This window comes from Kitasatospora cystarginea, assembly GCF_039533515.1.
Taxonomy (GTDB): domain Bacteria; phylum Actinomycetota; class Actinomycetes; order Streptomycetales; family Streptomycetaceae; genus Kitasatospora; species Kitasatospora cystarginea.
Genome location: NZ_BAAATR010000003.1, coordinates 100,210 through 120,286 on the forward strand (window position 1 = coordinate 100,210; position 20,077 = coordinate 120,286).

A 20,077-nucleotide genomic window follows, 5' to 3' on the forward strand; every position below is an offset into this window, starting at 1 on the left:
TGGGGGCGGGCCGGCCCGGGCAGCTTCTAGATGTCGCTGGCCGGGCCGGCCCAACCTCCGTCAGACCTCTTCGACGCTGCTCGGCTCGCGCCGGGACAGGTCGATGCCGAGCTCCTCGGCAGCGCGGAACACGTCTTCGTCGGAGTCCCGCATCTCGATGGACTGGCCGTCCGAGGACAGCACCTCCACGTTGAGGCAGAGCGACTGCATTTCCTTGATGAGCACCTTGAAGGACTCGGGAATGCCGGGCTCGGGGATGTTCTCGCCCTTGACGATGGCCTCGTAGACCTTGACTCGGCCGAGGACGTCGTCGGACTTGATGGTGAGCAGCTCCTGCAGCGCGTACGCGGCACCGTACGCTTCCAGGGCCCACACCTCCATCTCACCGAAGCGCTGACCACCGAACTGCGCCTTACCACCCAGCGGCTGCTGGGTGATCATCGAGTACGGACCGGTCGAGCGGGCGTGCAGCTTGTCGTCGACCAGGTGGTGCAGCTTGAGGATGTACATGTAGCCGACCGAGATCGGCATCGGGAACGGCTCGCCGGAGCGGCCGTCGAACAGCCGGGCCTTACCGGTGGAGTTCACCAGGCGCTCACCGTCACGGGTGAGGGTGGTGTTGTCCAGCAGGCCGGTGATCTCGTCCTCGCGGGCGCCGTCGAAGACCGGGGTGGCGAGGTTGGTGCCACCCACGACCGTGTCGGCGCCGATCGCCTGCAGGCGCTTGGCCCACTCGTCGGCGAGGCCGGAGACGTCCCAGCCCTGCTTGGCGAGCCACCCGAGGTGGATCTCCAGGACCTGTCCCGGGTTCATTCGGGACGGGACACCCAGCGGGTTGAGGATGATGTCGACCGGGGTGCCGTCCTCGAGGAACGGCATGTCCTCGACCGGGAGGATCTTGGAGATGACACCCTTGTTGCCGTGGCGGCCGGCGAGCTTGTCACCGTTGGTGATCTTGCGCTTCTGCGCCACGTAGACGCGGACCAGCTGGTTCACGCCCGGGGGCAGCTCGTCGCCCTCTTCGCGGTCGAAGACGCGGACGCCGATGACCTTGCCGGACTCACCGTGCGGCACCTTCAGCGAGGTGTCGCGGACCTCACGGGCCTTCTCACCGAAGATCGCGCGGAGCAGGCGCTCCTCGGGGGTCAGCTCGGTCTCACCCTTCGGGGTGACCTTGCCGACCAGGATGTCGCCGGTGACGACATCCGCACCGATCCGGATGATGCCGCGCTCGTCGAGGTCGGCGAGGACCTCCTCGGAGACGTTCGGGATGTCCCGGGTGATCTCCTCGGGGCCCAGCTTGGTGTCACGGGCGTCGACCTCGTGCTCCTCGATGTGGATCGAGGAGAGGACGTCGTCCTGCACGAGGCGCTGCGACAGGATGATCGCGTCCTCGTAGTTGTGGCCCTCCCACGACATGAACGCCACGAGGAGGTTCTTGCCGAGCGCCATCTCGCCCTCGTCCGTGCAGGGGCCGTCGGCCAGAACCTGGCCGGCCTCCACGCGGGAGCCCTCGTCCACGAGCACCTTCTGGTTGAAGGAGGTGCCCTGGTTGGAGCGGGTGAACTTGGCGGCGCGGTACGTGGTGTAGGTGCCGTCGTCGTTGGCCACCGTGACGTAGTCGGCGGAGACCTCCTGGACCACACCGGCCTTCTCGGCGGTGATCACGTCGGCGGCGTCGACCGCGCAGCGGTACTCCATGCCGGTACCGACCAGCGGAGCCTCGCTCTTCAGCAGCGGCACCGCCTGGCGCATCATGTTCGAGCCCATGAGCGCGCGGTTGGCGTCGTCGTGCTCGAGGAACGGGATCATGGCGGTCGCGACCGACACCATCTGGCGCGGCGAGACGTCCATGTAGTCGATCTCGGAGCCCGGGATGTAGTCGATCTCACCGCCACGGCGGCGGACCAGGACGCGCGGCTCGGCGAAGTGCAGGTCGTTCGTCAGCGGGGCGTTGGCCTGCGCGATGACGAAGCGGTCCTCCTCGTCGGCCGTCAGGTAGTCGACCTGCTCGGTGACGACACCGTCGACGACCTTGCGGTACGGGGTCTCGATGAAGCCGAAGGCGTTCACCCGGCCGTACGAGGCCAGCGAGCCGATCAGACCGATGTTCGGGCCTTCAGGGGTCTCGATGGGGCACATGCGGCCGTAGTGCGAGGGGTGCACGTCACGGACCTCGAAGCCGGCGCGCTCACGGGAGAGACCACCGGGACCGAGGGCGGACAGACGGCGCTTGTGGGTCAGGCCCGACAGCGGGTTCGTCTGGTCCATGAACTGCGACAGCTGGCTGGTGCCGAAGAACTCCTTGATGGAGGCGACGACCGGCCGGATGTTGATCAGGGTCTGCGGCGTGATCGCCTCGACGTCCTGGGTGGTCATGCGCTCGCGCACGACGCGCTCCATACGGGCGAGACCCGTACGGACCTGGTTCTGGATCAGCTCGCCGACGTTGCGCAGGCGACGGTTGCCGAAGTGGTCGATGTCGTCGACCTCGACCACGATGTCGCGGCCCTCGTCGTCACGCCAGTCGACCTCGCCGGCGTGCAGCTTGACCAGGTACTTGATGGTGTTGATGATGTCCGGCTCGGTGAGCACGCCCGAGTCCAGCGACTCGGCGTTGCCCAGCTTCCGGTTGACCTTGTAGCGGCCGACCTTGGCGAGGTCGTAGCGCTTCGGGTTGAAGTACAGGTTCTCCAGCAGCGTCTGCGCGGCCTCACGCGTCGGCGGCTCGCCCGGGCGCAGCTTGCGGTAGATGTCGAGGAGTGCGTCGTCCTGGCCCTGGGTGTGGTCCTTCTCCAGGGTGGCGCGCATCGACTCGTACTCGCCGAACTCCTCGAGGATCATCTCGTTGGTCCAGCCGAGCGCCTTGAGCAGGACGGTGACCGACTGCTTGCGCTTGCGGTCGATGCGGACACCGACCATGTCGCGCTTGTCGATCTCCATCTCCAGCCAGGCACCGCGGGAGGGGATGATCTTGGCGGAGTAGATGTCCTTGTCGGACACCTTGTCCAGCGTCGAGTCGAAGTACACGCCGGGGGAACGGACCAGCTGCGACACGACGACGCGCTCGGTGCCGTTGATCACGAACGTGCCCTTGTGGGTCATGAGCGGGAAGTCGCCCATGAAGACCGTCTGAGACTTGATCTCACCGGTCTCGTTGTTGGTGAACTCGGCGGTGACGAAGAGCGGAGCCGCGAAGGTGAAGTCGCGGTCCTTGCACTCGTCAATGGAGTTCTTCGGCGGCTCGAAACGGTGGTCGCGGAAGGTCAGCGACATCGACCCGCTGAAGTCCTCGATCGGGGAGATCTCCTCGAAGATCTCCTCCAGTCCGGACTTGGTGGGGACGTCCTGACCACTCTCCAGCGCCGCCTCGACCCGGGCCTTCCAGGCCGCGTTGCCGAGCAGCCAGTCAAAGCTCTCGGTCTGCAGGGCCAGGAGGTTCGGGACCTCAAGGGGCTCCTTGATCTTCGCGAACGAGACGCGGAGCGGGGCGGTGGATGCGGCGGAATTGTTCGAGGCGTTGCGCGAGGCGGCCAAGAGGGGGGTCCTTCCGAGGGCTCGGAGCTCACTACGCGCGTACCAGCCGGGCCTGGAAAGGCTTGGAGCCACCTCCGGCGCCGAGGGTCCCAGCCGGGAATAAATCCCAGGTCAGAGCCGCTTTGCGGAGGCGGTGCCAGACCCCTTCAGGGGAACGCAGACTCCGGGCGACGAGTCACGGAGCAGCTAACAGGCAGCGCAAAGGGACAGTGTAGCCAAAAGGCACACTGCTGACAAGCCCTGATTCGGAGACCGAATCGGACGCTCCCTCCGGTAGCCGTCCACCGGCCCGACCCCGCCCCGGGAGCCGTGCCGCAGGGCGGCGCCTGCCTCGCACAACCTTGGCCCGGACTACGCCGGGCCACCGCACCTCACATGCAGTCACTTCCCGTCGGGGCCACTGAATATGCATCCAGGGCGCTCCGACTTGGAGCGTGCTCTCCATGCTGGGCGCGCGCCTTGAGAATCGCGCGCCCGGTGCCGTTCGTCAAGGCCCGCGCCGGAGCGTGGACCTCGCACCACCCATCGTTCGACACCGCCGGGACGTTACAGAACCCGTGGTGGCGGCCGTCTGCGATGACAGCGATCACCATACCGGTCCACACCGACAGTAGCCGAGTGCGTGCCGTTCCGGGGCTGCCAGCGCCCGCCTGGAGGCCGGAACGAAACAGGCCGGGCCGACCACCCACAAGGGTGATCGGCCCGGCCCGTGAGCCCCCTCAGAGGGGGCGCGGGGTCACTTGACGACGACCTTGGCGCCGGCACCCTCGAGGGCAGCCTTGGCCTTCTCGGCAACGTCCTTGGCAACCTTCTCCAGGACAACCGCGTTGGCGGTGTCAACGAGGTCCTTGGCCTCCTTCAGGCCGAGGGAGGTCAGGGTGCGCACCTCCTTGATGACCTGGATCTTCTTGTCGCCAGCGCCCTCGAGGATGACGTCGAACTCGTCCTTCTCCTCGACGGCCTCGACCGGGGCGCCCGGGACACCGGCGGCGGCAACGGCGACCGGAGCAGCAGCGGTGACGTCGAACTTGTCCTCGAAGGCCTTCACGAACTCGGAGAGCTCGATGAGGGTCATCTCCTCGAACTGCGCGAGCAGCTCGTCCTGGGTCAGCTTCGCCATGATGGCGTCCTTCCACTAAATCGGCAGGTGGTGCCGGATGTACGGGGTTGGCGGGCGCGGGCCCGCTGCGAGGGCGTAGACCGCCCCACGCCCCAGCGGGGCGTGGTGCGCCTTACTCGGCGGCGGCGTCCTCGGCGGCGGGAGCCGGCGTACCGGCACCGCCCTGCTCGACCTTGTCGCGCAGCGCGTCCACGGTGCGGACGAGCTTCGACGGCAGGGCCTGGAAGACCGCGGCAGCCTGGGACGGCTTGGCCTTCAGGGCACCCGCCAGCTTGGCGAGCAGCACCTCGCGGGACTCGAGGTCCGCGAGCTTCTTGATCTCATCGGCGGACAGCGCCTTGCCATCAAGGACACCGCCCTTGATGATCAGAGCGGGGTTCTCCTTGGCGAAGTCACGCAGAGCCTTCGCCGACTCCACCGGGTCACCGGTGATGAAGGCGACAGCCGTCGGACCAGCGAACTGGTCGTCGAGCTCGGTGATCCCGGCCTCGTTGGCAGCGATCTTGGTCAGCGTGTTCTTCACCACGGCGTACTGGGCGTTCTCACCCAGCGAGCGACGCAGAGTCTTCATCTGCTTCACCGTGAGACCGCGGTACTCGGTCAGCACGGCCGCGTTGGACGCACGGAACTTGTCCGTGATCACCGCGACATCAGCCGCCTTGTCAGGCCTTGCCATGGGCTTACGCCTCCTTCCGTGATGTCGAAGTCGGGCCGACCGTGAAGTCGACCATTCAACGCCGCGAACCGGCTGGCCGGGAAGGAAGCCCTGCAGAAACAGTGAGAGCCCCAGTGCGCAGTCGCACGGGGCTCAGTACAGACCTCGACGACCGCACGGCAACGCATGCGGACGGAAGTCCAAGCTCCAGACACTCCTGCGCGGGCCGTCCGCGAAAACGCGGATCCTTCGGTTGCGCCGCTCCCTCGCGGAAACAGTGCAACAACCAGCGGTCTTTGGCAGGGACTACCGTACTCGACCGCCCGAAAACCACCAAATCGATGGTGGTGCCGCCGCGCCTCGGGCGCTGCCGTCCGACTACGGCGCCAGCGGCGGCAGGCTCTTCGTCCCGGCGTCCGCGGTGTCGCCGTCCGCCGGGGCCTGCACCGAGAGCGCGCCGCCGAACTCGCTGTACCGGACGGTGTCGTCGACCGGGTCGGCGGGACCGGTCCCGGTGCGGTGCACCTCGGCCAGCTGGTCCTTGTCGTTCAGCAGCAGGTCGAGCACCAAAGGGCCGGGCCCGAGCGCCGCCCTGAGCGCCGCCCGCCGGTCGGCGCTCAGCTGGGTCTGGGCGGCGGTGTACGCGTCCGCGGTCAGGCTTACCCGGTAGTGCTGGAACGTTCCGTCGGCGGTCTGCTGCTCGCCCACCAGGGCCGGGTCCGGGGCCGCCACCGCCGCGGTGAGCGCCACCATCGGGTTGAGCCGGTCCACCATGGCGGAGTACGGGACCTCGCGCCGGCCGGCCGGGCCGGGGGCGGTGGCGAACTTCTCCCAGTGCCGGCCGCCCAGCCGGGCCGCGGTGGCCGGGTCGCCGCCCAGGTAGGCGGTGGTGTCCAGCACTATCACCCGCTCCGGGGCGCCGAGCCGGTCGAGCACCAGGACGGTCTTCGGCGCCCAGAACAGCATTCCGGTCGCGCTCTGCGTCCCCAGCCGGTAGCTGAACTTCGCCCGGCGGGCGGTGTCCATCTGAAGTTTCGCGGAGAGCAGTACCCCGTGCGGCGAGCGGTCGGTGGGCGTGGCGGACGGGCTGGCGGCCGTGGCGGGCGGCGAGGACTTCCCGTCCCCGCCGCCGCTGCCGCACCCGGCCAGCAGGCAGGCGGCCAGCACCGCGATCGCCGCCCGCCGCGCCACGCTCATCCCCGTACTCCTCCGCTTCCCGGTGATCCGGTCAGTTCTTCAGCATGTCCGCGAAGTCCATGACCTCGCTGTCGGCGGGTGCCTTGGCCTGCGGGGCGCTGCCGATCTCGGTGTACTTGAAGGTCTGCGGGCCGTCGAGGCCGATGCCCGTGTTGGTGGTGGTCTGCTGGAGCAGCTCGCACTTGCCGTTGATCCAGAAGTCGACCGTGGAGTTGTCGCCGTCCTTCTTCAACTGGTCGGTCACCAGCTGCCGCTGGCCGTCCGGGATCGGCAGCAGCTTGGCCAGCTGCTCGATCGGGGCCTCGCTGCGGTAGTGGACGGTGTCCACCCCGTCCACCTTCTCCTCGCCGACCCGGCTCAGCTTGCCCGCGGCGGCGTTGGCGGACAGCTGGGCGGCGGGCTGGAGCGCCACCAGCACCGCCGCGATCGAACCGTAGTCCTCGGCACCGCCGGCCTTGCCGCCGCCGGCCGACCCGGGGGCCAGCTTCAGCCACTTCTTGCCGTCCATCAGCGCGGCCGTCTCGGCGTCCAGGCTGGTGTAGAGCCCGCTGCCGACCGCGAGCATCCGCCTCTCCCCGCCCTTGTCCTTCAGCGACAGCTCCAGGGCGGGGGCGTCCCGGTTCCACGAGTACGAGCCGGAGCCGCCGTCCCCGGTGGCCCGGGTCAGCCTGGCGCCGCGGGCCTTCTCCATGACCGCGGCCGAGGCCAGCAGGGCCGCCTTCGGATCCGCCTTCGCATCGGGCTTCGGCGCCCCCGCCGCGCTGCCGCCGCCCGAGGCGGCCCCGCCGCCGCCCGGGGCGGCGGAGGAGGGCGTGGCTCCGGCGGACGCGGCGGCGTCCTTGGCGGTGTCGCCGCCGCCGCCACTGCTGCAGGCGGTCAGCCCGCCGAGCAGGAGCGCGGTCGCGGCAACGGCTGAGGCAAGGCGCGGGGTGCGCACAGGAGTCCCCCCTCATATGTCGTGCTCATCAGATTTTCTCGGACTCTAATCGATCGCCCCGAGGCCTGGACAAGGGGTACGACGACGGGCCCGCACCCCCGAGGGGGTACGGGCCCGTCGTACGGACTTCAGTCGCGCCCAGGACGCGGTCGCAGTGCGAGCTCAGGCTCAGACGGCGGCCGGGTCCTCCTCGACCATGAGGTTGCGGGTGCGGTTCGGGTCCACCTGGACACCGGGGCCCATGGTGGTCGAGAACGCGATCTTCTTGATGTAGCGGCCCTTGGCGGCGGCCGGCTTGGCCCGCAGGACCTCCTCGAGGGCGGCGGCGTAGTTCTCGACCAGCTGCTCGTCGGTGAAGGAGGCCTTACCGATGATCAGGTGCAGGTTCGAGTGCTTGTCGACGCGGAACTCGATCTTGCCGCCCTTGATCTCGTTCACGGCCTTGGCCACGTCCGGGGTCACGGTGCCGGTCTTCGGGTTCGGCATCAGGCCACGGGGGCCGAGGACGCGACCGAGGCGGCCGACCTTGCCCATGAGGTCCGGGGTGGCGACGACGGCGTCGAAGTCCAGACGGCCCTTGGCGACCTCGTCGATCAGCTCGTCCGAGCCGACGATGTCGGCGCCCGCAGCACGCGCGGCCTCGGCACGCTCGCCGGTCGCGAAGACCAGGACCCGAGCGGTCTTACCGGTGCCGTGCGGGAGGATGACGGTGCTGCGGACCATCTGGTCGGCCTTGCGCGGGTCGACACCCAGGCGCATGGCGACCTCGACGGTGCCGTCGAACTTGGTGGTGGAGGTCTCCCGGGCGAGGCGGACGGCCTCGAGCGGGGCGTAGATCCGGCTGCGGTCGACCTTGGCGTCCGCGGCCTTGAGAGCCTTGCTGCGCTTCACTGCTTCTCCTGAAGGTTGGGCCCCTCCTGCCGATAGGCGGGCCAGGAGGGTGGAGGAGTCGTGGTGTCAACGGGCCGCGCTGGCCCTACCACGGGGGGAACGACTAGGACTTTCAGCCCTCGACGGTGATGCCCATCGACCGGGCGGTGCCGGCGATGATCTTCTCCGCCGCGTCCAGGTCGTTGGCGTTCAGGTCGGGCATCTTGGTGGTGGCGATCTCGCGGACCTGGGCGCTGGTGAGCTTGGCGACCTTGGTCTTGTGCGGCTCGCTGGAGCCCTTGTCGATGCCCGCGGCCTTCAGGATGAGGCGGGCGGCCGGCGGCGTCTTCGTGATGAAGGTGAAGGAGCGGTCCTCGTAGACCGTGATCTCCACCGGCACGATCATGCCGCGCTGCGACTCGGTCGCGGCGTTGTAGGCCTTGCAGAACTCCATGATGTTGACGCCGTGCTGACCCAGCGCCGGGCCGACCGGCGGGGCCGGGTTGGCCGCACCAGCGTTGATCTGGAGCTTGATAAGCCCCGTGACCTTCTTCTTCTTGGGAGGCATGTCTCTCCGGGTCCTTCCGAGAGGTGGTTGCTGGTGTGTACGGGCCGGGGCGACACCCGGCCGGGAGTACACACATCGGACCAGGCTAACGCGGATGCGCCGCCTGGCCAAAACGGGTCCGGGGCAGAGCCGAAGCCCCGCCCCGGACCCGAAGACCTGTTAGTTCTTCTGGATCTGGTCGAAGGACAGCTCGACCGGGGTCTCCCGGCCGAAGATCTCGACCAGGCCCTTGACCTTCTTCGAGTCGGGGTTGATCTCGTTGATGGTCGCCTGCAGGGTCGCGAACGGGCCGTCGGTGACGGTGACCGAGTCACCGACCTCGAAGTCCAGCACCTGGACCTCGACCGGGCGGACCGGCGAGGCCTTGCCGGCCTCCTTGGCCGCCTTGCGCTCCACGTCGGGGGCGAGCATCTTGACGACCTCGTCCAGGGTCAGCGGGTACGGGTCGTACGCGTTGCCGACGAAGCCGGTGACACCCGGGGTGTTGCGGACGACGCCCCAGGACTCGGGGGTCAGGTCCATGCGCACCAGGACGTAGCCGGGGAGCTTGTTCTGGCGGATGGTCTTGCGGTCGCCGTTCTTGATCTGGACGACCTCCTCCTGCGGCACCTCGGCCTGGAAGATGTACTCCTCGACGTTCAGCGAGACCGCGCGCTGCTCCAGGTTCTGCTTGACCCGGTTCTCGTAGCCCGCGTAGGTGTGGATGACGTACCACTCGCCCGGCATGAACCGCAGCTCCTCGCGGAACTTGGCGACCGGGTCGACCTCGGCGGTCTCGACCTCGACCTCGGCTACGGCCTCGGCGAACGCCTCGTCCGCCGCAGCCTCGTCCGCGGACACCTCGTGCATCGCGGCGCTCTCGGCCGGCACGCCCGCCTCGGACTCGTCCGCAGCCTCGACCTCGTCCGCATCGGCGTCCGCCGCGTCGAGGATCTGCTCGGCAGCCTCGTCAGCCTCGGCGGCGGCGGCCGCGTCCAGCTCGGCGGCGTCGTACAGGGGGGACTCAGACACGGTGGCTGCTTCTTTCCTGGGATGTGGAGATGGAACGGCTCCGGAGCCACCCGGCGCCCTCGCGGGCCCGTGTGGATGAAGTCTCGGATACCTCAACAGTACCGAGTCAACGGTAGCGGGCTCCTGCGGTCGGCGCCGACAGCTCGACCCGGGCACCCAGCGCGATGGCGGGTGACCCGGGTCGGAGGTGGTTCGGGGAGGTGCGGATCAGCCGAAGATCCAGAAGGAGAGCTTTCCGAAGCCGGTGTCGAGGCCGTACACCAGGCCCATGATCACGACCACGAAGGTCACCACGACGCTGGTGTACTGGATCAGGTCGTTCCGGCTCGGCCAGACGACCTTGCGCAGCTCGGCGATGATCTGCCGGTAGAACAGCCCCATCCGGGCGAACACGCCCTTCTTGGCCCGCTTGCCGGACTTCTCGCCACCGGCCGCCTTGTTGGCCCGCTTGCGCTCACGCCGCGAGAGCGCCTTGTCCTCGGCGGCCGCGGTCTCGTTCGCGGGGTTGCCGCTCTCAGGCGTTGCGGTGGAGCCCGTGGTCTCGGTCACTCGTCCTCACCTGAATTCGGATCCTGCCGAACCTCGCTTGCGTGCCTGTGCAACACGGGCGATCCGGCGAAAGCAGTGCTGATCGGGGCCCTCTCCGCATCAAGCCCGCTCGCTCTGCGGAGCGAACGGGCTTACGTCGGATCAAGCAGCAGGGCAAGAGGGACTCGAACCCCCAACCGCCGGTTTTGGAGACCGGTGCTCTACCAATTGAGCTATTGCCCTACGGTGCCTCGCGGCTCCGGAGATGTCCCCAACCTACCGCATCCGGACCGCTGCGTGCTGTACGCCTCGGCGGATCCGCAGTTCGGGAGCCATCGAGCGATGAGTGTACGGGTTCTTCGGCGATTGGTCGAACCCCTTCCCCGCCACCCCCTCCGAAGCCCCGTCCGAAGCCCCGTCAGACGGCTCCCCCGCGGCGCACACATCGTGGACGGAGCGGTACGCATGCTGGAACCGCCGTGCCCGGCCCCCGCCGACTCTGCCACGATGCTGGTATGAGCGCTTCCACCCCCGCCACCATTCGTCCCGCAGACCGCCGCGTCTCCGCCCGCATCGGCGCCATCGCCGAGTCCGCGACCCTCGCGGTGGACGCCAAGGCCAAGGCCCTCAAGGCGGCCGGCCGCCCCGTGATCGGCTTCGGCGCGGGCGAGCCCGACTTCCCGACCCCCGACTACATCGTCGAGGCCGCCGTCGCCGCCTGCCAGGACCCGAAGAACCACCGCTACACCCCGGCCGGCGGCCTGCCCGAGCTGAAGGCCGCGATCGCCGCCAAGACGCTGCGCGACTCCGGCTACCAGGTGGAGGCCTCGCAGGTCCTGGTCACCAACGGCGGCAAGCAGGCGATCTACAACGCCTTCGCCGCCATCCTGGACCCGGGCGACGAGGTGATCGTCCCGGCGCCGTACTGGACCACCTACCCGGAGTCGATCCGGCTCGCCGGCGGTGTCCCGGTCGAGGTCGTCGCGGACGAGACCACCGGCTACAAGGTCTCGGTGGAGCAGCTGGAGGCCGCCCGCACCGAGAACACCAAGGTGGTGCTGTTCGTCTCGCCGTCCAACCCGACCGGCGCGGTCTACACCGAGGCCGAGGCCCGGGCGATCGGCGAGTGGGCGCTGGAGCACGGCCTGTGGGTGCTCACCGACGAGATCTACGAGCACCTGGTCTACGGCGGCGCGAAGTTCACCTCGCTGCCCGCGCTGCTGCCCGCCCTGCGCGACAAGTGCATCGTGGTCAACGGCGTGGCCAAGACCTACGCCATGACCGGCTGGCGGGTGGGCTGGCTGATCGGCCCCCAGGACGTGGTCAACGCCGCCGCCAACCTGCAGTCGCACGCCACCTCCAACGTCTCCAACGTGGCCCAGCGCGCCGCCCTGGCCGCCGTCTCCGGCGACCTGGACGCCGTCGCCGAGATGCGCACCGCCTTCGACCGCCGCCGCCAGACCATCGTCCGGATGCTCAACGAGATCGACGGTGTGTTCTGCCCCGAGCCGCAGGGCGCCTTCTACGCCTACCCGTCCGTCAAGGGCCTGCTGGGCAAGGAGATCCGCGGCAAGCGCCCGCAGACCTCCGCCGAGCTGGCCGCGCTGATCCTCGACGAGGCCGAGGTCGCGGTCGTCCCCGGCGAGGCCTTCGGGACCCCGGGCTACCTGCGGCTGTCCTACGCACTCGGCGACGCCGACCTGGTCGAGGGCGTCAGCCGGATGCAGAAGCTGCTGGGCGAGGCCCGCGACTGACGGTCCCTCGCGCGTGGCGCCCCCTTCACCCCTTCGAGGGACCTGAAGGGGGCGCTTCCCGTTCCCGCCCTCGATGCGGCAGGATTCGTGAATGGATCCCCTGCGCGACGTACGGGCGCTTCCCAAGGCCCACCTGCACCTGCACTTCACCGGCTCGATGCGGCCCGCGACCCTGCTGGAACTGGCCGCCAAACACCGCGTCCGCCTGCCCGAAGCGCTGAGCTCGGGCCGGCCGCCGAAGCTGCGGGCCACCGACGAGCGCGGCTGGTTCCGCTTCCAGCGGCTGTACGACACCGCCCGCTCGGTGCTGCGCGAGGAGGAGGACATCCGGCGGCTGGTCCTGGAGACCGCGGAGGACGAGCGCCGGGACGGCTCCCGCTGGCTGGAGATCCAGGTCGACCCGACCTCGTACGCCCCGCGCCTCGGCGGCCTGATCCCGGCCCTGGAACTGATCCTGGACGCCGTCAAGGACGCCTCCGAGCGGACCGGGGTGGGAATCCGGGTGCTGGTCGCCGCGAACCGGATGAAGTCGCCGATGGACGCCCGTACCCTCGCCCGGCTGGCCGTCCGCTACGCCGACCGGGGCGTGGTCGGCTTCGGCCTCTCCAACGACGAACGGCGCGGTCTGGCAAGGGACTTCGACCGGGCCTTCGCGATCGCCCGCAAGGCCGGGCTGCTGGCCGCCCCGCACGGCGGCGAGCTCGCCGGACCCGAGTCCGTCCGGGACTGCCTGGACGACCTGGGCGCCGGCCGGATCGGCCACGGCGTCCGGTCGGCCGAGGACCCCCGGCTGGTGCAGCGCCTGGCCGACCGCCAGATCACCTGCGAGGTCTGCCCCGCCTCCAACGTCGCGCTCGGCGTCTACGAGCACGCCGAGCAGGTCCCGCTGCGACGGCTCTTCGACGCCGGCGTCCCGCTCGCCCTCGGCGCCGACGACCCCCTGCTGTTCGGCTCCCGCCTGGCCGACCAGTACGAACTGGCCCGCACCGCCCATGGTTTCACCGACCAGGAGCTCGCCGAGCTGGCCCGCCAGTCCGTCCGCGGCTCGCGCGCTCCCGATGACGTCCAGAAGGTGCTGCTTGCCGACATCGACGCCTGGCTGACCCAGTAGCGGCCGGCGGCCGTGCCGGCCGCCGGAGCACCCGCTACAGGCTCACACCCACCATCACCGGCTCGTTGACCAGCTCCACGCCGAAGGCGTCCCGCACGCCGTCCCGGATCGCCCGCGCCAGCGCCAGCAGGTCCTCGGTGGTCGCGCCGCCCCGGTTGGTCAGCGCCAGGGTGTGCTTGGTGGACAGGGTGGCCGGCCCGCTGCCCCAACCCTTGCCGAAGCCGGCCTGGTCGATCAGCCAGGCGGCGGAGGTCTTGGTGCAGCCGTCCGGCGCGGGGTAGGCGGGGGCGGTGCGCCCGTCGAGCCGGGCCCGGAACGCGGCGAGCTGATCGGCCGTCAGGATCGGGTTGGTGAAGAAGGAGCCGGCCGACCAGGTGTCGTGGTCCGCCGGGTCCAGCACCATGCCCTTGCCCGCCCGCAGCCGCAGCACCGCCTCGTACGCCGTCCGCAGGTCGACCCGCTGCTCGGCCTCGACCCCCAGGGTCTTCGCCACCTCGGCGTACTTCACCGGCGAGGACTGCCCGGCGGCGTCCTCCAGGGCGAACCGCACCCGGAGCACCACGTAGCGGTCGGGCTGCTCCTTGAAACGGCTGTGCCGGTAGGAGAACGCGCACTCGGCGCCGCTCAGCGTGACCGTCTCACCGGCCGCGCGGTCGTACGCGACGACCTCGGTGATGCTGCTGGCCACCTCCTGGCCGTACGCGCCGACGTTCTGCACCGGGGTGGCCCCGGCCGAGCCGGGGATGCCGGCCAGGAACTCGATGCCCGCCAGCCCCTTGTCGACGGTACGGGCCACGGCGTCCGCCCAGACCTCGCCGGCGGCGAGCTCCAGGGTGGCGCCGTCCAGCTCGAAGCCGCCGGTGGCGATCCGCAGCACGGTGCCGTCGAACCCGGCGTCCCCGATCACCAGGTTGGAGCCGCCGCCGATGACCAGCAGCGGCTCACCGGCTTCGTCGGCCTCCCGGACGGTGGCGATGACCTCGGCGTCGGTGGTGGCGGTGACCAGACGGCGGGCCGGGCCGCCGAGCCGGAGGGTGGTCAGCGGGGCGAGCGGGGCGTCGTGTTCTACAAGCACGCGCTCCAGACTACGGGGTGCCCCCGGGCTGCTCGCCCGGCCTCCGCCCGTCCGGACGCGGAGCCCGGACGGTGGCACAGCCGCCCGCCGCGGCGGGTGCGGCACCGCTCGGCCGCGGCTCGGTGGCGGTGGGCACGCCGGACGGCACCGGGGCCCGGGGAGGCGGTGCAGCGTCCCCGGGCCCCGGCCTGCGCCCCGGTCAGCCGAGCTGGACCACGGCCCGGGACATCCCGAGCACCTTCTGGCCGCCGCTGGTCGCCACCAGGTCGACCCGCACCCGCCGGTCGTCCAGCAGGGCCGCGACCTTGCCGGTGACCTCGATCACCGCGCCGACGCCGTCGTTGGGCACCGGCACCGGCCGGGTGAACCGCACCCCGTACTCGACCACCGCGCCCGGGTCGCCGACCCAGTCGGTGATCACCCGGGCGGCCTCGGCCATGGTGAACATGCCGTGCGCGATGACGTCGGGCAGGCCGACCTCCAGCGCGAACTTCTCGTTCCAGTGGATCGGGTTGAAGTCGCCCGAGGCGCCCGCGTAGCGGACCAGGGTGGCCCGGGTGACCGGGAAGGACCGGGCCGGCAGCTCGGTGCCGACCGCGACCTCGTCGAAGCTGATCGCCATGGCTGCTACTCCCCCGCCTCGTCCGCGGCCCGCGCCACCAGCGTCATGAACGCGGTGACCACGTGCTCGCCACTGTCGTCGTGCACCTCGCCGCGGACCGACAGGACGTCGTTGCCCGCCAGCGACTTGATCGAGTCGATGGTCACGGTGACCGCCAGCCGGTCACCGGCCCGCACCGGGCGGGTGTAGGCGAACTTCTGGTCGCCGTGGACCACCCGGGAGAAGTCCAGACCCAGCTCCGGATCGTTGACCACCTGCGCCGCGGCCTGGTACGTGATCACGAACGGGAAGGTCGGCGGGGCGATCACGTCCGGGTAGCCGAGCGCCTTGGCCGCCTCGGGGTCGGTGTAAGCCGGGTTGGCGTCGCCGATCGCGACGGCGAACTCGCGGATCTTCTCCCGGCCGACCTCGTACGGCGGGGTGGGCGGGTACGTCCGCCCGATGAACGAGGGGTCGAGCGCCATGGGCAACTCCTCCGACTACTGATCAGAACTTTTCACGACCTGTGGGGGCCGTGCGGGAGCAACGCAAAAAGCTCCAGGCCGCGCCCCTTGCGGGATGCGGCCTGGAGCCAAGAGCCTTTGTCACACAGGCCCGACGACGCCCTGCTGGGTCAGCGGGTCTCGCGGTGCGCGGTGTGCGAGTTGCAACGGGGGCAGTGCTTCTTCATCTCAAGACGGTCCGGGTCGTTGCGCCGGTTCTTCTTGGTGATGTAGTTCCGCTCCTTGCACTCCACGCAGGCCAGCGTGATCTTCGGGCGGACGTCGGTGGCAGCCACGGGAGTGCCTTCCTTGGACAACGAATAAGAACACAACAAGAGTAGCCGATCGGGAGTTCGATCTCCCGATCGACTACGCGGGTAGCGGTGACCGGACTTGAACCGGTGACACAGCGATTATGAGCCGCTTGCTCTACCAACTGAGCTACACCGCTTAGATGATCAGATCTCACACCGAGGCGTGAGTCCTCTCACCAGAGCCCCCAAACGGAATCGAACCGTTGACCTTCTCCTTACCATGGAGACGCTCTACCGACTGAGCTATAGGGGCGAACGAGGAAGACATTACACGGTTCCGGGCCAGAGGTGAAATCCGCATCCGACACGGAAGATCCCAGGTCGACGCTCCGGACGGACGCTTCGATCCCAGACTCGCGTTCGAGCGCCGCCTGGGAACCCACGGCCCGACCCGATACGACTTTTGCCCGCCTCCGAGCGCCCCGGCGCCACTCCCCATAGGCTCGACCCCCAGTGATCTTGCGGCTCGCGGGGCGCCCTGGGCCGCCGGACAGCGAGGAGCCGGCCGATGAGCGCTGACAGCACACCCGCCGACGGCCCCGGGGCCGGGCGGGCCGGTCAGCCGCCCTCCTCCCCCCGCCCCGGGCCCGAGGGACCGCTCAGCCACGGCCCGGTCCTGCTGCTCACCGGCGCCAAGCTGGCCGACGGCCGGGTCGTGGACGTGCGGATCAGCGGCGACCGGATCCAGGCCGTCGGCACCAGCGGCAGCCTCGGCCCGCTCCCCGCCCTCCCGGGCGCCCCGACCGCCACCACCGGCGCCCGGATCGACCTGGGTGGCTATGTGCTCCTGCCCGCCCCGGCCGAGGCGCACGCCCACCACGACGCCGCCTTCTCCGCCGCGCCGACCGCCCCGCCCCCCGAGGGATCGGCGGCCCTGGTCCGCCGGGTCACCGAGGCCGCCCTCACCTCGCTCGGCTACGGCGCGACCGCGCAGCGCACCCACGTCCGGATCGGCGACGTCCACGGCCTGCGCCGGTTGGAGGCCGTCCTCGCCGCCCGGCAGGCCCTGCGCGGGCTCGCCGAACTCCAGACGGTCGCCATGCCCCGGCTGCTCACCGGCCTCGCCGGGGCCGACGGACGCGCCCAACTGCGCGAGGCCCTCAGGCTCGGCGCCACCGCCGCCGGGGGCTGCCCCGACCTCGACCCCGACCCCGTCGGCTACGTCCAGGTGCTGCTGGAGGCCGCCCGCGAGGCCGACTGCCCGGTCGACCTGCACACCGCCGCCGCCGACACCGCCCAACTCGCCCGGATCACGGGCCTGTTGGCCCCCCTGCGGCCACGGGTCGCGCTCGGTCCGTGCAGCGCGCTGACACCCGGCGCGTCCACCGTGCTGGCCGCCGGCGGCATCCGGCTGGTCTGTCTGCCGCAGAACGGCTGCTGCTCCGGGCTCGAAGGCCCGCCGACCGGACTGCGCCCTTCACTGGTACGGGAGTTGACCGATGCCCGGATCCCGCTCACGGCCGGCAGCGGCGCCCTGCGCGACCTCAGCAATCCGGTCGGCCGGGCCGACCCGCTGGAGTCCGCGTACCTGCTCGCGGCGGGTGGCACGCTCGATGCCCAGGCCGCGTACGAGGCGGTCAGCAACCAGGCCAGGATCACCCTCGGGCTGCCTCCGGTACGGGTGGACGCGGGCTTCCCCGCCGAGCTGCTCGCGGTGCGCGGCGACAGCGTCGCCGGGGCGCTGGCCGGTGGGCACAGCCGTCTCGTGGTGCACTGCGGACGGATCGTCAGCCGCACCAGCGCGGTCCGCGAGTTCGCGGACACCGTGGCCCTCGCGCTGCCCCGCCAGTGCGGCCCCGGCTGACCGCCAGCACCGGGAGACGGCTGTGCCCACCGGCCAGCGCCCCGGCGCGCGCACGGCTCCTCGCGCCGCCGGAATGCGCCCTGGAGGCGCCGGCCCGGGCAGCCGCCGTACGCGTGACTCGTCTCCCCGGTACGGCGGCGCCCTCAACTGCCCGAACGGGCATCGCGGCCGGTGGGCCCCCACGCCCACCGCGCGGCCGGCTGCGGCACCCCCACGGAGCAGCGCCGGCTCTCGGCCACGAGGCTATCCGCCGACAGGGCCCGCCACCGGCCGCGCTGACGCGCTCTTGGCGGGCAACGGCCCGCTCTTGACGCATCGTTGACGAACGAAGCCCCGACCGCTCACGCGGTCGGGGCTTCGCGGGCCCTGCGCCGCGCCTCAGGCGTTCTCGGGGGCCGGGAGCTCCTCGTGCTCGGACCGCACCGACGGCTCGCCGCGGCGGACCGCGCCGGGGGCGCGGCGGGTCGGGTGGTAGGCCCGCCCGGCCGAGGTGAGCTGCCACGGGACGCTGATCACCATCACACCGGGGGTGAACAGCAGCCGGCTCTTCAGCCACAGCGCCGACTGGTTGTGCAGCACGTGCTCCCACCAGTGGCCGACCACGTACTCGGGGATGAAGACCGCGACGGCGTCCCTGGGGGTGGTGCGGCGGATCGAGCGGACGTACGCGACGACCGGCTTGGTGACCTCGCGGTACGGGGAGTCCAGCGCCTTCAGCGGGACCTCGATCCCGTACTCCTCCCACTTGGCCTCCAGCTCCTCGGTGTCGTCCTTGTCGACGGCCACCGTCACGGCCTCCAGCACGTCCGGGCGGAACGCCTCGGCGTAACCGAGGGCGCGCAGCGTGGGCCGGTGCAGCTTGGAGACCAGGACGATGCCGTGGACCTTGGACGGACGGACCGCCTCCTCGCGGGGGTCGTTTACGGCCAGCTCCTCGGCGACCGAGTCGTAGTGCTTGCGGATGCCGCGCATCATCGCGAACAGCACGAGCGCCGCCACCACGGCGAGCCAGGCGCCCTCGGTGAACTTGGTGGCCATCACGATCACCAGCACCAGGCCGGTGGTGAGCGCGCCGAAGGCGTTGATCACCCGGGAGCGCTGCGCCGAGCCGCGCACCGAGGGGTCGGTCTCCCCGTCCAGGACCTTGTTCCAGTGCCGGACCATGCCGATCTGGGACAGCGTGAAGGAGGTGAACACACCCAGGATGTACAGGTGGATCAGGTTGTTGACGTTCGCCTTGTAGGCCCACAGCAGCGCGATGTTGACCACGGCCAGTGCGATGATGCCGTTCGAGAAGGCCAGCCGGTCGCCCCGGGTGTGCATCTGCCGGGGCAGGTAGCTGTGCTGGGCGAGGATCGAGCCGAGCAGCGGGAAGCCGTTGAAGGCGGTGTTCGCGGCCAGGACCAGGACCAGCGCGGTGGCCGCCTGGATCACGTAGAACAGGATGCTGTGGTCGCCGCCGAAGACCGCGGCGGCCAGCTGGGCGATCACGGTCGGCTGGGAGTAGCTGTGGCAGTCGCCGACGTACCCGATCAGCTGGCAGCTGTCGTCGGTCTTGTGCACCTTGGCGACCAGTGCCAGCACGGTGACGCCGACGAACATCAGCACGGCGATCAAGCCCATCGCGCTCATGGTCCGGGCGGCGTTCCTGGCCTTCGGCTCGCGGAAGGCCGGCACGCCGTTGGAGATCGCCTCGACCCCGGTCAGCGCGGTACAGCCGGAGGCGAAGGCGCGCAGGCCGAGCATCAGCAGACCGATGCCCTTGAGGGTGTCGTTGTGGTCGATCGGCGCGATGCCGTACTGGGCGCTGGCGGCCACCGGGGTGTGCCCGAAGGCCATCTTGATCACGCCGGTCACGATCATCAGCAGGATGCCGCCGATGAACAGGTACGTCGGCGCGGCGAAGGCCTTGCCCGACTCCCGCACTCCGCGCAGGTTCATCGCGGCGAGCAGCGCCACGAAGGCGACGGCCATCGGGACCCGGTAGTCGTCGATGCCCGGGAACGCCGAGATGATGTTGTCCACGCCGGAGGCCACCGACACCGCGACGGTCATCACGTAGTCGACCAGCAGTGCCGCCGCCACCACCAGGCCCGGCTTGGCCCCGAGGTTCCTGGTCACCACCTCGTACGAGCCGCCGCCCCCCGGATAGGCGTGCACCACCTGGCGGTAGGACATCACCACGACCGCCATCAGCGCGACCACGGCCGCCGCGATCCACGGGGTCAGGTACAGGAACGCGGTGCCACCGACGGTGAGCACCAGCAGGATCTCCTCGGTGGCGTAGGCCACCGAGGAGAGCGGGTCGGAAGCGAAGATCGGCAGGGCGAGGCGCTTGGGCAGCAGCGTCTCGCCCAGTTCCTCGCTGCGCATGGCCTTACCGATCACAAGGCGCTTGAGCGCCTGGGGCACGTTGAACACAGCAGCGAGCGTAAGACGCTCTAACGAGGTCTTAATGGGCCCATACGACCCCCGACACGCCACCCACTCAC

The 20,077-nt window shown here is 70.3% G+C and carries 17 protein-coding genes and 3 tRNA genes; 3 read left to right on the forward strand and 17 right to left on the reverse strand.

What is annotated here, in order from left to right; genetic code table 11:
• Positions 1 to 60: 60 nt before the first annotated feature.
• The 10 genes from rpoB to ABD369_RS04360 form a co-directional block, all read right to left on the reverse strand.
• Positions 61 to 3,537: a DNA-directed RNA polymerase subunit beta gene (gene rpoB, locus ABD369_RS04315; protein WP_344634839.1), complete on the reverse strand. Its 3,477-nt coding sequence runs from the start codon at positions 3,535 to 3,537 to the stop codon at positions 61 to 63.
• Positions 3,538 to 4,273: 736 nt separating this feature from the next.
• On the reverse strand, positions 4,274 to 4,657 hold the full coding sequence (rplL, locus tag ABD369_RS04320) for a 50S ribosomal protein L7/L12 (protein WP_344634840.1): 384 nt from the start codon (positions 4,655 to 4,657) through the stop codon (positions 4,274 to 4,276).
• A gap of 112 nt (positions 4,658 to 4,769) precedes the next feature.
• A complete protein-coding gene (rplJ, locus tag ABD369_RS04325) occupies positions 4,770 to 5,333 on the reverse strand; it encodes a 50S ribosomal protein L10 (RefSeq protein WP_344634841.1) in 564 nt (187 codons plus the stop codon).
• A 357-nt stretch (positions 5,334 to 5,690) separates the two neighbouring features.
• Entirely contained in the window at positions 5,691 to 6,509 is an 819-nt protein-coding gene (locus ABD369_RS04330; protein ID WP_344634842.1) for an SCO4651 family lipoprotein, read from the reverse strand.
• Positions 6,510 to 6,540: 31 nt separating this feature from the next.
• Positions 6,541 to 7,446, reverse strand: coding sequence for an SCO4651 family lipoprotein (locus ABD369_RS04335; RefSeq protein WP_344634843.1), 906 nt, complete (start codon positions 7,444 to 7,446; stop codon positions 6,541 to 6,543).
• Between the two features lie 168 nt (positions 7,447 to 7,614).
• On the reverse strand, positions 7,615 to 8,337 hold the full coding sequence (rplA, locus tag ABD369_RS04340; protein WP_344634844.1) for a 50S ribosomal protein L1: 723 nt from the start codon (positions 8,335 to 8,337) through the stop codon (positions 7,615 to 7,617).
• 112 nt (positions 8,338 to 8,449) lie between these two features.
• The gene (gene rplK, locus ABD369_RS04345) at positions 8,450 to 8,884 is read right to left on the reverse strand and encodes a 50S ribosomal protein L11 (protein ID WP_207809812.1); all 435 of its coding nucleotides are present in this window, start codon (positions 8,882 to 8,884) and stop codon (positions 8,450 to 8,452) included.
• Positions 8,885 to 9,043: 159 nt separating this feature from the next.
• The gene (gene nusG, locus ABD369_RS04350; RefSeq protein ID WP_344634845.1) at positions 9,044 to 9,895 is read right to left on the reverse strand and encodes a transcription termination/antitermination protein NusG; all 852 of its coding nucleotides are present in this window, start codon (positions 9,893 to 9,895) and stop codon (positions 9,044 to 9,046) included.
• A gap of 207 nt (positions 9,896 to 10,102) precedes the next feature.
• Entirely contained in the window at positions 10,103 to 10,444 is a 342-nt protein-coding gene (gene secE, locus ABD369_RS04355; RefSeq protein ID WP_344634846.1) for a preprotein translocase subunit SecE, read from the reverse strand.
• 149 nt (positions 10,445 to 10,593) lie between these two features.
• Positions 10,594 to 10,666 (reverse strand) — tRNA-Trp (locus tag ABD369_RS04360).
• Positions 10,667 to 10,938: 272 nt separating this feature from the next.
• On the opposite strand from ABD369_RS04360, the gene ABD369_RS04365 reads away from it, so the two are divergent.
• Together ABD369_RS04365 and ABD369_RS04370 are read left to right on the forward strand one after the other, a co-directional pair.
• The gene (locus ABD369_RS04365; RefSeq protein ID WP_344634847.1) at positions 10,939 to 12,177 is read left to right on the forward strand and encodes a pyridoxal phosphate-dependent aminotransferase; all 1,239 of its coding nucleotides are present in this window, start codon (positions 10,939 to 10,941) and stop codon (positions 12,175 to 12,177) included.
• A 91-nt stretch (positions 12,178 to 12,268) separates the two neighbouring features.
• The gene (locus ABD369_RS04370; RefSeq protein WP_344634848.1) at positions 12,269 to 13,288 is read left to right on the forward strand and encodes an adenosine deaminase; all 1,020 of its coding nucleotides are present in this window, start codon (positions 12,269 to 12,271) and stop codon (positions 13,286 to 13,288) included.
• A 34-nt stretch (positions 13,289 to 13,322) separates the two neighbouring features.
• Here the strand turns inward: ABD369_RS04370 and ABD369_RS04375 are convergent, their stop codons facing one another.
• The 6 genes from ABD369_RS04375 to ABD369_RS04400 form a co-directional block, all read right to left on the reverse strand.
• The gene (locus ABD369_RS04375; protein WP_344634849.1) at positions 13,323 to 14,363 is read right to left on the reverse strand and encodes a UDP-N-acetylmuramate dehydrogenase; all 1,041 of its coding nucleotides are present in this window, start codon (positions 14,361 to 14,363) and stop codon (positions 13,323 to 13,325) included.
• 199 nt (positions 14,364 to 14,562) lie between these two features.
• The gene (locus tag ABD369_RS04380; protein ID WP_344634850.1) at positions 14,563 to 14,985 is read right to left on the reverse strand and encodes a MaoC family dehydratase; all 423 of its coding nucleotides are present in this window, start codon (positions 14,983 to 14,985) and stop codon (positions 14,563 to 14,565) included.
• A 5-nt stretch (positions 14,986 to 14,990) separates the two neighbouring features.
• Complete coding sequence (locus tag ABD369_RS04385) at positions 14,991 to 15,449, reverse strand: FAS1-like dehydratase domain-containing protein (protein WP_344634851.1); 459 nt, start codon at positions 15,447 to 15,449, stop codon at positions 14,991 to 14,993.
• A gap of 149 nt (positions 15,450 to 15,598) precedes the next feature.
• A complete protein-coding gene (gene rpmG / locus ABD369_RS04390) occupies positions 15,599 to 15,763 on the reverse strand; it encodes a 50S ribosomal protein L33 (protein ID WP_006604855.1) in 165 nt (54 codons plus the stop codon).
• An 82-nt stretch (positions 15,764 to 15,845) separates the two neighbouring features.
• Positions 15,846 to 15,918, reverse strand: a tRNA-Met gene (locus tag ABD369_RS04395).
• 43 nt (positions 15,919 to 15,961) lie between these two features.
• Positions 15,962 to 16,034: transfer RNA gene (locus ABD369_RS04400), tRNA-Thr, on the reverse strand.
• Positions 16,035 to 16,289: 255 nt separating this feature from the next.
• On the opposite strand from ABD369_RS04400, the gene ABD369_RS04405 reads away from it, so the two are divergent.
• On the forward strand, positions 16,290 to 17,585 hold the full coding sequence (locus tag ABD369_RS04405; protein WP_344634852.1) for an amidohydrolase family protein: 1,296 nt from the start codon (positions 16,290 to 16,292) through the stop codon (positions 17,583 to 17,585).
• Between the two features lie 378 nt (positions 17,586 to 17,963).
• Here ABD369_RS04405 and ABD369_RS04410 read toward each other — a convergent pair whose 3' ends face one another.
• Entirely contained in the window at positions 17,964 to 19,958 is a 1,995-nt protein-coding gene (locus ABD369_RS04410; protein WP_344635091.1) for an APC family permease, read from the reverse strand.
• Positions 19,959 to 20,077: the final 119 nt, after the last annotated feature.

Excerpts from the sequence above, each read along its gene's own strand:
- rplL (WP_344634840.1), bottom strand. The coding sequence starts at position 4,657 with ATGGCGAAGCTGACCCAGGACGAGCTGCTCGCGCAGTTCGAGGAGATG.
- rplJ (WP_344634841.1), bottom strand. The coding sequence starts at position 5,333 with ATGGCAAGGCCTGACAAGGCGGCTGATGTCGCGGTGATCACGGACAAG.
- ABD369_RS04330 (WP_344634842.1), bottom strand. The coding sequence starts at position 6,509 with ATGAGCGTGGCGCGGCGGGCGGCGATCGCGGTGCTGGCCGCCTGCCTG.
- rplK (WP_207809812.1), bottom strand. The coding sequence starts at position 8,884 with ATGCCTCCCAAGAAGAAGAAGGTCACGGGGCTTATCAAGCTCCAGATC.
- ABD369_RS04365 (WP_344634847.1), top strand. The coding sequence starts at position 10,939 with ATGAGCGCTTCCACCCCCGCCACCATTCGTCCCGCAGACCGCCGCGTC.
- ABD369_RS04370 (WP_344634848.1), top strand. The coding sequence starts at position 12,269 with ATGGATCCCCTGCGCGACGTACGGGCGCTTCCCAAGGCCCACCTGCAC.
- ABD369_RS04380 (WP_344634850.1), bottom strand. The coding sequence starts at position 14,985 with ATGGCGATCAGCTTCGACGAGGTCGCGGTCGGCACCGAGCTGCCGGCC.
- ABD369_RS04385 (WP_344634851.1), bottom strand. The coding sequence starts at position 15,449 with ATGGCGCTCGACCCCTCGTTCATCGGGCGGACGTACCCGCCCACCCCG.
- ABD369_RS04405 (WP_344634852.1), top strand. The coding sequence starts at position 16,290 with ATGAGCGCTGACAGCACACCCGCCGACGGCCCCGGGGCCGGGCGGGCC.
- ABD369_RS04410 (WP_344635091.1), bottom strand. The coding sequence starts at position 19,958 with ATGCGCAGCGAGGAACTGGGCGAGACGCTGCTGCCCAAGCGCCTCGCC.